General features: G+C 71.2%; 12 protein-coding genes. 11 read left to right on the top strand and 1 reads right to left on the bottom strand.

The features are described from left to right. Nucleotides 1-206 precede the first annotated feature (206 nt). Entirely contained in the window at nt 207-1,175 is a 969-nt protein-coding gene (locus tag JWP83_RS13055) for a glycosyltransferase (RefSeq protein WP_297730438.1), read from the top strand. Between the two features lie 17 nt (nt 1,176-1,192). After that, nucleotides 1,193-2,413, top strand: a complete 1,221-nt coding sequence (locus JWP83_RS13050) for a glycosyltransferase (RefSeq protein WP_297730436.1) — start codon at nt 1,193-1,195, stop codon at nt 2,411-2,413. Nucleotides 2,414-2,422: 9 nt separating this feature from the next. Here JWP83_RS13050 and JWP83_RS13045 read toward each other — a convergent pair whose 3' ends face one another. Then, nucleotides 2,423-3,313, bottom strand: a complete 891-nt coding sequence (locus tag JWP83_RS13045; protein WP_297730433.1) for a glycosyltransferase — start codon at nt 3,311-3,313, stop codon at nt 2,423-2,425. Here JWP83_RS13045 and JWP83_RS13040 point away from each other — a divergent pair. From JWP83_RS13040 to JWP83_RS13000, 9 genes are read left to right on the top strand one after another with little or no spacing between them, the layout of a single operon-like run. After that, on the top strand, nt 3,312-4,385 hold the full coding sequence (locus JWP83_RS13040; protein WP_297730431.1) for an NAD-dependent epimerase/dehydratase family protein: 1,074 nt from the start codon (nt 3,312-3,314) through the stop codon (nt 4,383-4,385). The two genes, JWP83_RS13045 and JWP83_RS13040, sit on opposite strands and share 2 nt — an antisense overlap. An 8-nt stretch (nt 4,386-4,393) precedes the next feature. Beyond that, nucleotides 4,394-6,034: a carbamoyltransferase C-terminal domain-containing protein gene (locus tag JWP83_RS13035; protein ID WP_297730429.1), complete on the top strand. Its 1,641-nt coding sequence runs from the start codon at nt 4,394-4,396 to the stop codon at nt 6,032-6,034. Further along, a complete protein-coding gene (locus JWP83_RS13030; RefSeq protein ID WP_297730427.1) occupies nt 6,031-7,533 on the top strand; it encodes an HAD-IIIA family hydrolase in 1,503 nt (500 codons plus the stop codon). Before JWP83_RS13035 ends, JWP83_RS13030 begins: the two co-directional genes overlap by 4 nt. Continuing rightward, nucleotides 7,530-8,546: a glycosyltransferase family 9 protein gene (locus JWP83_RS13025; RefSeq protein WP_297730425.1), complete on the top strand. Its 1,017-nt coding sequence runs from the start codon at nt 7,530-7,532 to the stop codon at nt 8,544-8,546. Before JWP83_RS13030 ends, JWP83_RS13025 begins: the two co-directional genes overlap by 4 nt. Beyond that, nucleotides 8,543-9,112, top strand: a complete 570-nt coding sequence (locus tag JWP83_RS13020) for an SIS domain-containing protein (protein ID WP_297730423.1) — start codon at nt 8,543-8,545, stop codon at nt 9,110-9,112. Before JWP83_RS13025 ends, JWP83_RS13020 begins: the two co-directional genes overlap by 4 nt. Next, a complete protein-coding gene (locus tag JWP83_RS13015; protein ID WP_297730421.1) occupies nt 9,109-10,524 on the top strand; it encodes a PfkB family carbohydrate kinase in 1,416 nt (471 codons plus the stop codon). Before JWP83_RS13020 ends, JWP83_RS13015 begins: the two co-directional genes overlap by 4 nt. A 1-nt stretch (nt 10,525) precedes the next feature. Further along, nucleotides 10,526-11,230, top strand: a complete 705-nt coding sequence (locus JWP83_RS13010; protein WP_297730419.1) for an SDR family oxidoreductase — start codon at nt 10,526-10,528, stop codon at nt 11,228-11,230. Next, nucleotides 11,221-12,189, top strand: a complete 969-nt coding sequence (locus JWP83_RS13005) for a glycosyltransferase family 9 protein (RefSeq protein ID WP_297730417.1) — start codon at nt 11,221-11,223, stop codon at nt 12,187-12,189. The genes JWP83_RS13010 and JWP83_RS13005 overlap by 10 nt, the downstream gene beginning before the upstream one ends. Next, complete coding sequence (locus tag JWP83_RS13000; protein WP_297730415.1) at nt 12,186-13,490, top strand: UDP-glucose/GDP-mannose dehydrogenase family protein; 1,305 nt, start codon at nt 12,186-12,188, stop codon at nt 13,488-13,490. Before JWP83_RS13005 ends, JWP83_RS13000 begins: the two co-directional genes overlap by 4 nt. The last annotated feature ends 175 nt before the right edge of the window (nt 13,491-13,665 follow it).

Here is a 13,665-nt window from a genome sequence, read left to right as displayed (position 1 = left end):
ACTGCGGCATCCGCCTCGGGTCCTTGACATTTCGCAGGATGTCCTGCGTGGGGGCGCCGAGCCGTGTCCAGCCCACTGGTGTCGGCTTGGAAATCTCCGCGGGACAAGCTAATTGGCGTCGCAAAGCGCTGCGTGGCCGGCATGACGGCGGAGAACCGGTCGAACAAAAGCGTTTACGTAATGACCTATAGGGTATTTCGCCCGCCATGCTCCGTTTAGGCTCCGCAAAGAATGTGCTGGTTTGGCACGTCCATGGATCCTGGACGCAGGCGTTCGTCGCGGGCCGGCACAGGTATTTGATCCCGGTCGCCCCCGATCGCGGCGCCGATGGCATCGGGTTGGCCGGGCGGACATGGCCGAACGCCCGGGAGATCGCCCTCCAGGAGCTGGGAGGCCAGGACATCGATCTCGTGGTGTTGCAACGCCCGCACGATGCCGCGCTGATGGCCCGGTGGGCGGGCCGCACAGCGGGCAACGACCTGCCCGCTGTCTACGTCGAGCACAACGCTCCGCGCCCGCACGCCGAACGCAGCCGGCATCCGCTCGCGGACCGCAGCGACATCCCGCTGGTCCACGTCACCGACTTCAACCGGCTGATGTGGGACAACGGACGGGCCCCGACTCGGGTGATCGACCACGGCGTGGCCGATCCGGGCAGGCGCTACACCGGCGACGTCCTGAGAGCGGCGACGATGATCAACGAGCCGCTGCGCCGCGGCCGCACCGTCGGTGCCGACCTGTTGGAACCGTTGTCGGCCCACGCGCAGATCGATGTGTGGGGCATCGGTACGGAGTCGCTGTACGCGCGAAGCGGCGGGGTGACCGGCCGCGGCGATGTCGCGGCCCCGAAGTTGTGGGATGAGATCGCCCGGCGGCGCGTCTACCTGCATGCCGCCCGCTGGACCTCGCTGGGCCTTTCGCTCATCGAGGCGATGTTCCTCGGGATGCCGGTGGTGGCCGTCGGCACGACGATGGCCCCGCTGGTGGTGCCTTGCGAGGCGGGCGTCGTCAGCGCCGACCTCGCGGCCCTGGGCCATGGCTTGCGGGACTTCTTGAACGACCACGCGACCGCGGTGGCCGCGGGCAAGGCGGCACGCGAATTCGTCACCGGCCGCTTCGGATTGGGGCGCTTTCTCACCGAATGGGACCAAGTCATCGAGGAGCTGTGCAGTTGACCCAGAAGGGAGCCCGCATGAGGATCGCGATGATCTCCGAGCACGCCAGCCCGCTGGCGCACTTGGGCGGCGTGGACGCGGGCGGGCAGAACGTCCATGTCGCCGAGCTGTCCGCCACGCTGGCGCGGCGCGGCCACGACGTGGTCGTGTACACCCGCCGCGACGACCCCGACCTGCCCGACCGTGCCGAGACCGCGGATGGCTACTCCGTGGTCCACGTGTCCGCGGGCCCGGCCCGCGTCTTGCCCAAAGACGCGCTGCTGCAATACATGTACGCCTTCGGCCATTACCTCGACGGGCGGTGGACAAGCGAACCGCCCGACGTGGCTCATGCCCACTTTTGGATGTCGGGCCTCGCGACCCAGCGGGCCGCACGACCGCACCGCGTACCCACCGTGCAGACATTCCATGCGCTGGGACTGGTCAAGAGGCTGCACCAGGGTGTCGATGACACCAGCCCGGACTGCCGCATCGGGCTCGAGACCGTCGTCGCGCGCGGCGCCGACTGGGTGGCGGCCACCAGCACCGACGAGGTGTTCGAGCTGGTCCGAATGGGCCGCGCCCGGTCGCGAACGTCGGTGGTGCCCTGCGGCGTCGATATCGATGCGTTCCACCCGGACGGAGCGGCCGCGCCGCGGGGCGCTCGTCCTCGGATCGTGTCCGTCGGACGTCTGGTGCCGCGCAAGGGTTTTGAGACGCTGATCCGCGCCTTGCCGGGCATCCCCGACGCCGAGCTGGTCATCGTCGGTGGCCCCGCCCGCGATTCGCTGGCGCAGGACCCGGAAGCGCAACATTTGCGGCGGTTGGCCCACCGCCTCGCTGTGGCCGACCGGGTGCTGCTGCTCGGCGGGATCACACGCGACGAGATGCCCGCGGTGCTGCGGTCGGCCGACGTGGTGGCCTGCACCCCCTGGTATGAGCCGTTCGGCATCGTGCCACTCGAGGCGATGGCCTGCGGAGTTCCGGTCGTGGCCGCGGCGGTCGGCGGGATCCGCGACACCGTCGTCGACGGCGTGACGGGACGCCTGGTGCCACCGAAGGATCCCGGCGCGCTGGCCGAAGCGATCAACCCGCTCCTGGAAGATGGCCGGCGGCGCAGGGCGTTGGGTCAGGCGGGACGGGAGCGCGCGAGGGCGCGCTACACGTGGGACCGGATCGCGGCCGACACCGAACGCGTCTACGAGAAGGTGGCGGCCGTACGGCGCGGGCTGAGCGCACCGAACACCCGTTCCGGATGACATTGTGGCTCAGCGCTTCTCCAGCAGTCGCACCGACCGCTCCACCGAGTCGGGCAGTCGCCGCCGGGCGCCCAGGACGGCCGGCATTGCGGCCACGGCCTCGAGCAGTGCCCTGGCGTGGGCGGTGTCATGGCTGGCGGCCCACGCCAGGCCGGCCGCGGCCCTGGCGCACCTCCCGACGGGCCGGCGCAGACACGCGGTCAGCAGTTCGTTGCGCCTGACGCGAGCGCGTTGGACCTGGCTCGCCGATCGAGTCGTCGAGGGCTGGTGGTATGCCACCAAACCCGGGCAGAAGCACAGATCCCAGCCGTTCGCGGCGAGATCCCAAGCGAGCAAACCCTCCTCGGCTCGAAAGTGCAGGATCGGACTGAACCCGCCGACCGCCTCGAACGCCGCCTTGCGTACCACCGCCGAGCACGACTGGAAGCCCAGGATCGACGGGCCCGGCAGGGCCGGATCACGGCCCAGCGGGCTAGCGGCCAATTCGGCGACCAGCGGGTCATCGCGCTGCTGTGGCCAAACGACGGTTCTCGCGGCCAGCAGCGCGACGGTAGGATACCGGTCGAATATCGCCTCGGCGAGTGCGGGCACCCCCGGCGCCCACCATGAATCGTCGTCGCAAAACGCGACATACGGTGTGCCGCAACGTGCCACGCCGATGTTGCGCGCCACCGCGCCCTCGTTCTTGTTCAGCGGGATGACGGTCACCCGGCCGCCGCAACCGGCGGCGACGCCACGGGCGGCCGCCACCGAGTCGTCCCGGGATGCGTTGTCCACCACGACGATCGGGCACTCGCCGATGTCAAGCAGGCGGTGCAGCACGGCGCGCAGCTCGGAGGAGCGGTCTCGTGTCGCGATGACAAAAGACGTTTGGGGCGGGGCTTCGGGCGAGGCGGCCATGCCCGGTGCGACTACCCGGGAATCGGTCGGCGAAACACCGTTTCAGCACTGCACCGCCGGGTATGAAGACCGGATGCGTTCCATGTCGCGTGTACTGGTAACCGGCGGCGCCGGATTCCTGGGCGTCCACTTGTGCGACCGGCTGCTCGGCGCCGGTGTCGAAGTCGTCAGCGTCGACGACCTGTCCACCAGCCCACCTGGCGCGGCGGCCGGACTGGCCGGGCGGCCCGGATATCACTTTGTGCAGCGGAACATTTGCGATGCCGACGCGGTGCAGATCCTCGGCTCCTCGTTCGACACGGTGTTCCACCTGGCGTCGCCGGCGTCGCCGGCCGACTATCAACGGTTACCGATCGACACGCTGCGCGCCGGATCGGCGGGCACGGCGACGGCGCTGGAAATTGCCGAGCGCGCCGGCGCTCGCTTCGTTCTGGCGTCCACCAGCGAGGTCTACGGCGATCCCGAATCGCATCCCCAGCGCGAAACCTATTGGGGCAACGTGAATCCCGTGGGCCCGCGCAGCATGTACGACGAAGCCAAACGCTACGCCGAAGCGCTGACCTTCGCCTACCACCGCCTCGGCCGGGCCGACGTCGGCGTGGCCCGCATCTTCAACACCTACGGGCCGGGTATGCGCCCCGACGACGGCCGGATGGTTCCGACGTTCTGCCGCCAGGCACTGCGCGGAGAACCGCTGACCGTGTCCGGCACGGGCCTGCAGACGCGCTCACTGTGCTATGTCGATGACACCGTCACGGCGCTCATTGCGCTGACGCACCGCGATTTCAGCGGCCCGGTCAACATCGGCAACCCCACCGAGCTGACGGTGCGTGCCGTTGCCGAGATGATCCGCGACCTGGCCGGCAGCAACTCCACGATCCAGCTCATCCCACCGGCCGTAGACGACCCGCAGCGCCGATGCCCCGACATCACGCTGGCCCGCCGGGAGTTGGGCTGGGAGCCGCGGGTCGACTACCGCAGCGGGCTGAGTACCACCGTGGCGTGGTTTCGCATATTGGCCGACGAAGCGCACGCGGACTTCGTCTCGACCCCTGGGCAATTGGCGCAGTAGGAGGTGCGGTGCGGATTCTCGGCGTTAACGCGGTGTTCCACGACTCGGCCGCGGCCCTGGTGGTCGACGGCGAGGTGGTAGCGGCCGCTGAGGAAGAGCGCTTCTCACGGCGCAAGCACGGTAAGCAGGCGGTCCCGTTCTCCACGTGGGAACTTCCCGTCGGCGCCATCCGGTGGTGCCTGGATCACTCCGGGCTGGACGCGGGCGACATCGACGCGGTCGGATACTCCTACGACCCGGCCCTGATGCAGGAGGAACCCCTCGACCCGGCCGGGCTCGACCGGGACTGGGAGCACCTGCGCACCATGTACGCGGAGCGCGCCCCGCGCTTCCTGGCGTCGGCCGTGCCCGGCCTCAACCCCGCCGCGGTGTGCCACGTCCGCCACCATGTCGCGCACGCGGCGTCCACGGCGCTCGCCTCACCGCATCCCGACACGGCGGTGCTGGTGGTCGACGGCCGCGGCGAACGCACGTCGATGCTCGCCGGTGTCTACCGTGACCAGAAGCTCGACGTGCTGGCCTCCCAGGCGCTGCCGCACTCGCTGGGATTGCTTTACGAAAGCCTCACCGAGCATCTGGGTTTCGTCCGCTCCAGCGACGAGTACAAGGTGATGGCCATGGCCTCCTACGGCAGCCCGCGGTTCGCCGGGGCGCTGCGGGAGCGGGTCTACGCGTGCGGTGACGGCGGGTTCCGCACCGAGCCGATCGTATGGGACGATTTGGCGCCCGCACGCCGGCCGAACGAAGGCACGCTCGATCCCGTGCACGCCGACCTCGCCTGCAGCGTGCAGCGCGTCGTCGAAGACGTGCTGCTGGAGCTGGTGGGGTGGCTGCGCGACCGCACCGACGGCGACGCGCTGTGCCTGGCGGGAGGCGTGGCGCTGAATTGCGTTGCCAACACGCGCATCTACGCCGAGTCCGGCTTCGACCGGGTGTGGGTTCAGCCGGCCGCCGGTGACTCGGGCACGGCGCTGGGAGCGGCGCTCAGCCTGGCCGCCGCGTTCGGCGAGCCGATCGCCCCGATGCCGGCGGCGCAACTGGGCCGCGGCTGGTCCGACGACCAGATCCGGGCGGCGCTCGACGACGCGGCCGTCGGCTACGAACGGCCACCCGACCCGGCCGCCGCGATCGGCGACGCGCTGGCCGACAACCGGTTGGTCGGATGGTTCCAGGGCCGCGCCGAATTTGGGCCGCGGGCCCTCGGCGGCCGCTCGCTGCTGGCCGACCCGCGTCATCCCGCCAACCTGGAGCGCCTCAACGCGGTCAAGGGCCGCGAGCAGTTCCGGCCCGTCGCCCCGATGGTGCTGGCCGAGCGGGCCGCCGAAATCTTCTCTCGCGGACCGCTGCCCAGCCCGTACATGCTGTTCGTGCACGACGTCGCCGAGAACTGGCGCGACCGCATCCCCGCGGTCACCCATGTCGACGGCACGGCACGAATCCAGACCGTCGACCAAGCCGCGGATCCGCGCCTGCACGCGACGATCAGCCGCTTCGCCCAGCGCACCGGGGTCCCGGTGGTCGTCAACACGAGCTTCAACACCGCCGGGCGGCCGATGGTGGACAGCCCGCGCGATGCCCTCGAGGTCTTCGGCAGTTCCCCCATCGACGTGCTGGCCATCGGCCCCTATGTGCTCCGGCGACGGCGATGACACCCGATTACGCGATCGTGGTGCCCACCATCGGCCGGGACTCCCTGCGCCGCTTGCTCATCGCGCTGGAGCGGGGATCCGGTCCTGCGCCGGCGGAGGTGGTGCTGGTCGACGACCGGCCCGAGCCGGTTACCGACCTTCCGGTCACCGCCGGGCTTCCGGTGCGGGTGCTGCGCAGCGGCGGGCGGGGGCCGGCCGCGGCGCGCAACGTGGGATGGCGGGCCACCACCGTGCGCTGGGTGTGCTTTCTCGACGACGATGTGCTGCCGGACGCGTGGTGGAGATGGGCCGTGGCGACCGATCTGCGCGCCTCCGACGCGGCGGGTGCCGGCGGCTCCCAGGCGGTCATCGAGGTGCCGACGGAGGCCTCCCGCCGGCCCACCGACGACGAGCGGCGGACCCTGCGGCTGTCCGAGGCGCGGTGGATCACCGCCGACATGGCGTATCGCCGCGACGTGCTGGTGGCCGTCGGGGGCTTCGACGAGCGGTTCCCGCGCGCCTACCGCGAAGATTCGGACCTGGCGCTGCGGATCGTGGAGGCCGGCGGGCAGATTGCCCGCGGCGCCCGTCGCTGCAGCCATCCCGTCGCCCCCGCCGGCTGGTGGTCGAGCGTGCGCGCGCAGGTCGGTAACCGCGACAACGCGCTGATGCGTCGCAAGCACGGCCGATCCTGGCGCGCCAAGATCGGCGAGGGGCCGGGCAGGATGCCGGCGCACATCGCGACCACCGCGGCCGGCGCCCTAGCCATCGCGGCCACCGCTTCCGGGCTGCCGCGCCGTGGCATCGGGGCCCGCGCCGCCGCGGCGCTGTGGCTGGCGCTCACAGCCGAGTTCGCGGCCAGGCGCTGGCGCAGCGGCCCGCGCTCCGCCGTTGAGGCGCTTCGCCTTTCGGTGAGCAGCGCCCTTATCCCGCCGGTCGCGGTGGCGCACCGACTGGCCGGCGAGTGGGCGGTTCGCCGGGCCCGGCGCGATCCGCCGCTGGCCGTGCTGCTGGACCGCGACGACACCCTGATCGTCGACCGGCCGTATCTCAACGACCCCGCGGGTGTGCGGCCCACCCGCGATGCCGGCCGGGCCCTGGCCCGCCTGCGCCGGCGGGGCCTGCTGCTCGCGGTCGTGACCAATCAGTCCGGCGTGGCGCGCGGGCTGATCAGTGCGGACCAGCTCACCGCCGTGAACGCCCGGGTCAATGAGGTCCTCGGGCCGTTCGACTCCTGGCAGGTGTGCGTGCACGGCGAGGCGGACGGCTGCGGGTGCCGCAAGCCGCAGCCCGGGATGGTGCTGGCGGCGGCCGAGGCGCTGGCGGTGCCGCCGGCGCGGTGCGTGCTGATCGGCGACACCGGGGGCGATGTGGAGGCGGCCCTGGCCGCCGACGCACAGGCCGTGCTGGTGCCGACCACGCGCACCCTGCCCGCGGAAATCCACCACGCCCGCGCCCATGCGCGGGTGGCCGAAACCCTCAGTGACGCGGTGTCTTTAGTGCTAAGGGAGTGCCGGTGAATACCGCCGTCGTGGCCCGCCTCGATAGCGCCGGCGACGTGCTGATCACCGGCCCGGCGGTGCGCGCGGTGGCCAATTGCCACGACCGGGTGGTGATGCTGGCCGGACCGCGCGGACGCGATGCCGCCGAACTGCTGCCGGGCGTCGACGAGATCCTCGAATGGCAGGCGCCCTGGGTGGATTTCGACGCACCGGAATTGACGGCCGCACATGCCGATGCGGTGATCAAGCAGCTGCGCGATATCGCGCCCACCAAGGCCTACATCTTCACGTCGTTTCACCAGTCTCCGCTGCCGTTGGCGTTGTTGTGCCGGATGGCGTCGGTGCCCTGGGTGGGTGCGATCTGCGCGGACTACCCCGGCACCCTGCTCGATCTGCGGCACCGCGTGCCGACGGGGATCCCGGAGCCGAGGCGGGCGCTATCGCTCGCCGAGGCGGCGGGTTGCCAACTGCCCGCCGGTGACGACGGCGCGCTGCGGATCCGTACCGTCGATCCGCTGTGTCCGAGGTTGGCGAGCCGGATCGGCGCCGGCCCGTTCGTGGTGTTCCATCCCGGGGCCGCGGTGCCGGCCCGGCGGCCGAGCCGGGCGCGCAGCGCCGCCATGGTGGCGGCGCTGGTCGGGGCCGGCCACCGGGTCGTGGTCACCGGCGGCCCCGAGGAGGCGGCGCTCACCGCCGACGTCGCGGGCGACCTCGCGGTGGACCTGGGTGGCCGGACCAGCCTAGCCGAACTGGCGGCGGTGTTTGCGGCGGCGGACGCGGTCGTGGTTCCGAACACCGGGCCGGCGCACCTGGCCGCCGCCGTCGGCACGCCGGCGGTGTCATTGTTCGCGCCGGTGGTGCCGGCCGCGCAGTGGCGGCCCTTCGGGCGCCGGGTGACGGTGCTGGGCAATCAATCTGCACCGTGTCGCGACAGCCGTGCCCGGATCTGCCCGGTGCCGGGCCATCCCTGCCTGGACCACATCACCGACGCCGAACTGCTCGCCGCGGTCAATGAAGGAGGAACGCCATGATCGAGATGCACTTCGATGCGCTGCGAGACGCGGTGGGCCGCACCAGCTCCGAGGCGGTCCGGCTGCGTGGCTGGGGCCAACAGCTCGCGTGGGTGCTGACGAGCGGGGGCCGCCTGCTCGCGTGCGGGAACGGCGGCAGCGCGGCGGAGGCGCAGCATCTTACCGCCGAAATCGTCGGCCGCTTTCGCGAGGAGCGAATACCGCTGTCGGCCATCGCCTTACACGCCGACACGTCGGCGTTGACCGCGATCGTCAACGACTACGGCGAGGAGGAGATGTTCGCGCGCGGGGTCCGGGCGCACGGGCGGCCCGGCGACGTGCTGGTGGCTCTGTCCACCAGCGGCACCAGTCGCAACGTGCTGGCCGCGGCCAAAGCGGCCCAAGACATCGGCATGCTGACGTGGGCGCTGACCGGGCCGGAGCCCAACGTGCTGGCCGCCATGTGCGACGAGGCCATCTGCGTGGACGCCCCGACCACGGCCACCGTGCAGGAGATCCACTTGATGCTGATCCACGGATTGTGCCTGGCGCTCGACGACGTGCTGCTGCGAGAGGAAACGGCGTGACCGCCAAACCCCTTGTCATCATTGGTGATTCGATCCTCGACATCGACGTGTTGGGCTCGGCGACACGGCTGAGCCCCGAGGCTCCGGTGCCGGTGGTCGACGCCGAACGGCTCGTACAACGGCCGGGGGGCGCCGGGCTGGCGGCCGTGCTGGCGGCCCGAACCGAGACCGGCGTGGCGTTGATCACCGGCATCGCCGACGACGACGCGGGCCGACGGCTGCGCGGCCTGCTCGCGGCCGCGGGAGTCACGGTGCTTGCGTTACCGATGACCGGGACCACCGTGACCAAGACGAGGATACGGGCGCGGGGTCAGTCGATGCTCCGGCTCGACCGGGGTGACGGCGCCCCCGTGAACCACCGGCTTCCGGTTGAGGTCGGGGAAACCTTGGCCGGCGCCCGCGCGATTTGTGTCGCCGATTACGGCGCGGGCTTGACGGCGCTGCCCGCCGTCCGCCAGGCGCTGACGGAAGCGGCGTCCCGCGTCCCCGTGGTCTGGGACCCACATCCGCGCGGCGCGCCGCCGGTGCCCGGATGCGCCCTGGTGACCCCGAACGACGAAGAGGCGCGCCACTTTTGCGGCGATGTCGCGGGCGACGCCGCTGAGGTGCTGCTGCGGAAGTGGGGTGCCGGCGCGGTGTGCGTCACCCGCGGTGCCCGTGGCGCACGCGTGCACGGACGGCGGCTGGGCGCCCACCACGTGGGAATCCCGGCGGGCGCGGCGGCGGGCGCGGCCGATGTCTGCGGGGCAGGAGACCGGTTTGCTGTCGCCGCGGCCGTGGCCCTGGGCGCCGGTGCCGACCCCGTCGCCGCGGTCGAAGCGGCGGTCGCCGACGCAGCCCGGTTCGTGGCCGCGGGCGGCGCGGCCGCGGTCTCGACGCCGGTCCCCCGCCACGGCGCCGACATCCTTTCCGCCGAAACGCAATTCGAGGATACCGTTGCGGTCGACGCGATCGCCCTGGCCGAACGGCTGCGGCGCGACGGACGATCGGTGGTGGCCGCCGGCGGTTGCTTCGACCTCTTGCACACCGGACACGTTCGGCTGCTTCGACAGGCCCGCGAACTCGGCGACGCCCTGATAGTCCTGGTCAATTCGGACAAGTCGGTGCGGGCGCTCAAGGGCACCGGACGGCCGGTGATGCGCGACGTCGACCGCGCCCGGGTCCTGGCCGCGCTCGCGTGCGTCGACGCCGTGGCGATCTTCGACGGACCCACCCCCGAGCGCTTGCTGGACACCCTGCGGCCCAACATCTGGGTGAAGGGCGGGGACTACGAGGCCGGCGAGCTCCCCGAAACCGAAACCGTGCAACGCCACGGCGGCACGGTGATCATCCTGCCCACGGTGGCCGGTTACTCCTCTTCCCGCCTGATCGCCGCGGCGACTTCCGCCCGCACACTCACCGAAAGGTCTTGATATGACGGCACAACCACTTGACGGCGTGCTCATCACCGGCGGCTCGTCCGGCCTTGGCGCGGCCACCGTGGCCGCCGTGCTCCGGCGCGGCGGCGTGCCGCTGGTGATCGACAAGAAGCCGCCCGCCTCGGCAGCCTCGGACGTGCCGTACGTGGCCGCCGACCTGGCTGACACCAGCGCGGTTGCCACTGCCGTCGAGTCGCTGGCCGAACGGGTGGGCGGCCGCATCACCGGTGTCTTCACCGCGGCGGGCATCGACTGCTGCGGCACGCTCGAGCAAGTGCCGGCCAAGGAATGGGAACAGGTCATCGCCGTCAACCTGATCGGCACCGCCGCCGTCGTTCGCGCCGCGCTGCCGTACCTGAGGTCGACCGGTGGGCGCATTGTCACGTGCGCCTCGACGCTGGGCATCAAGGCGGTCAGCGATGCCACTGCCTACTGCGCATCCAAATTCGGGGTCGTTGGCTTCACCCGCGCGCTCGCGGCCGAACTCGCGGGCGAGGTCGGCGTGACGCTGCTCATTCCCGGTGGCATGCACACCGCGTTCTTCGACGGCCGGCCCGACCAGTACAAGCCACCGGCGGACGCCAAGCTCAACCGGCCCGAGGACGTCGCCGAGGCCGTGCTTTTCGCTCTCTCCCAGCCCGCCGGATGCGAGGTGCGCGAAATGGTGGTCTGTGCCGCCACGGAGTCGTCGTGGCCATAGGCCCGCAGGCCGACCTCAGCACCGACGGAGGCGAAACCATCGTGGTGCTGCGCGCCTTGGGGCTCGGTGACTTACTGACGGGGGTGCCCGCCCTGCGGGGACTGCGCCGGCATTACCCCGAGGCGCGGGTGATGCTCGCCGCCCCCTCCCGCTACCGCGAACTCGCCTTGCTCACCGGAGCCGTCGACGACGTGCTGCCGACCGCGCGCCTGGGCGACCTGCAACCGCTGCCGCAGCCGCCGGAGCTGGCGGTCAATCTGCATGGGTGCGGGCCGCAGAGCATCGACCATTTGCTCGCCTGGCGGCCCCACACGGTGCTCACTCATTGCCATCGCCACCATCCCGCCCTGGCCGGACCACCGTGGCGCACCGACGTGCACGAAGTGCATCGCTGGTGTGCCCTGCTGGAATGGGCCGGAATCCCTTGTGAAGCGGACAACGTGAGGCTGCCGCGACCCACGGTACATCCCGATCGAATTGGCGCGGTCGTGATCCACCCCGGGGCCTCGGCGCCGGCGCGGCAATGGCCAGCAGACCGGTTCGCGGCGGTGGCGTCCGCGCTGCGCGATGAGGGCCACGAAATCGTCATCACGGGATCGGCCGGGGAATTCGGGCTCGCCCACGAGGTCGCCCGTGCGGCCCGCTTGCCGCGGACCGCGGTGGTGGCCGGCCTGCTGGACCTGACCGCGTTGGTCGCGCTGATCAGTGACAGCCGGCTGGTGATCTGCGGGGACACCGGGGTGGCTCATCTGGCCGCCTCGACCGGCACGGCGTCGGTGGTGCTGTTCGGTCCCACCGCTCCCGGCCGTTGGGGGCCGCGCGGTCCGGCCCCCCTTATCGCGCTGTGGACGGGCGGTGTCGGTGACCCGCACGCCGACGTGCCGCACGAAGGGCTTCTTGTGATCACGGTTGACAGGGTGCTGGCGGCAAGCCGCGAAATCTTAAGGGAGACGGCATGAATAACGCGCCGCGTGTCGGTGTGGTGGGCGTCGGCTACGTCGGTCTGACCACCGCCGTCTGCGTGGCCGCGGCGGGCCTGAACACGGTGGCGGTGGATATCGACTCCGAACGGGTGCGAAAACTGACGGCCGGCATCCCGGTAATCGACGAGCCGGAGCTGCCAAAGCTGCTGCGCGACGGGCTCGCCCGTGGCGTGCTGGCCTTCAGCGGCGACTTCTGCGCGCTCGCCGATCGCGACGTCGTCTTCGTTTGCGTCCCCACTCCCAGCGCCGACAACGGGCGGGCGGACCTGGGTGCGGTGCGGTCGGCGGTCGACCGGCTCGGCAACGTCGTGCGGCGCGGCGCCATCGTGGCGTTGAAGTCGACGGTTCCCGTCGGCACCACCTCCGCCATGGCCGATCGCCTGCGCGACAAGGAGATTCGCGTCGTCTCCACACCCGAGTTTCTGCGCGAGGGCCGAGCCGTCCACGATTTCCGTCACCCCGACCGACTGGTCATCGGCACCCACGACGAGTCGGCGGCCGGGGTGGTGCAACGCTCGTACGGGCTGGGCGCCGAACTCGTACTGCGGATGAGTCCGGAGAGTGCCGAACTGGCCAAGTACGCAAGCAACGCTTTCCTGGCCGTCAAACTCTCCTACGCGAATTCGCTGGCCACCCTGTGCGCGCGCGTCGGTGCCGACATCGGCGACGTCACCGGTTGCATGGGTGCCGATCGCCGGATCGGGCCGGATTTCCTGCGGCCCGGCCCGGGTTGGGGCGGTTCCTGCCTCCCGAAGGACACCGCGGCGCTGCTGCACACGGCTCGCCGTCACGGCGTCTCGTTCGTCGAAGTCGAGGCGGCGCGGCGCACCAATACCGCCCAGGCCCCACGGATCGCCACGGCACTGCGGCACCGGATCGGTCGGCCGCTGACCGGCTGCCGAATCACCGCGTTGGGGTTGACATTCAAGGCCGCGACCGGCGACACGCGGGATTCCCCCGCGCTGGCCGCCTGCCTGAAACTTGCCGAGGACGGCGCCCAGGTGATGGGTTATGACCCGCAACTGCCGAACCTCGATCCCACTGCTCTGCAACGGGCCCGGGTGACCGCCGTGGATGACCCGTATCGGGCCGCCAAGGCGGCGGAGGCGATCGTGGTGCTGACCGAGTGGCCGCAGTTTCGTAACCTCGATTGGCATGCCATCGCGCGAGACGCGCCACTGGCGCTGGTCCTGGATACCAGGAACACACTCGACCCGGCCGCCGTGCAAGCCGCCGGGCTGGCCTACCTGGGAAACGGTGCCCCGTGCGGATTTTGACGTCGCTCGGCTACGCAGGCCCGGGGGACAAGCGTCTCCGAAAACGTGAAATGGCCCGAAACCAGCAATTGCTTCGGCGTTGCTATGGTGGCGGACCAACGCCCGACCGACCGATGCAGGCATAAGGATCACGATTCCGGGTATGCCGGGGGTTGTGTGCCGAAGCCGCACGGAG

This window comes from Mycobacterium sp., assembly GCF_025965855.1.
Lineage (GTDB): Bacteria > Actinomycetota > Actinomycetes > Mycobacteriales > Mycobacteriaceae > Mycobacterium.
Note: the sequence above shows the minus strand (reverse complement) of the source record. Positions and strands in the feature narration are given on the sequence as shown.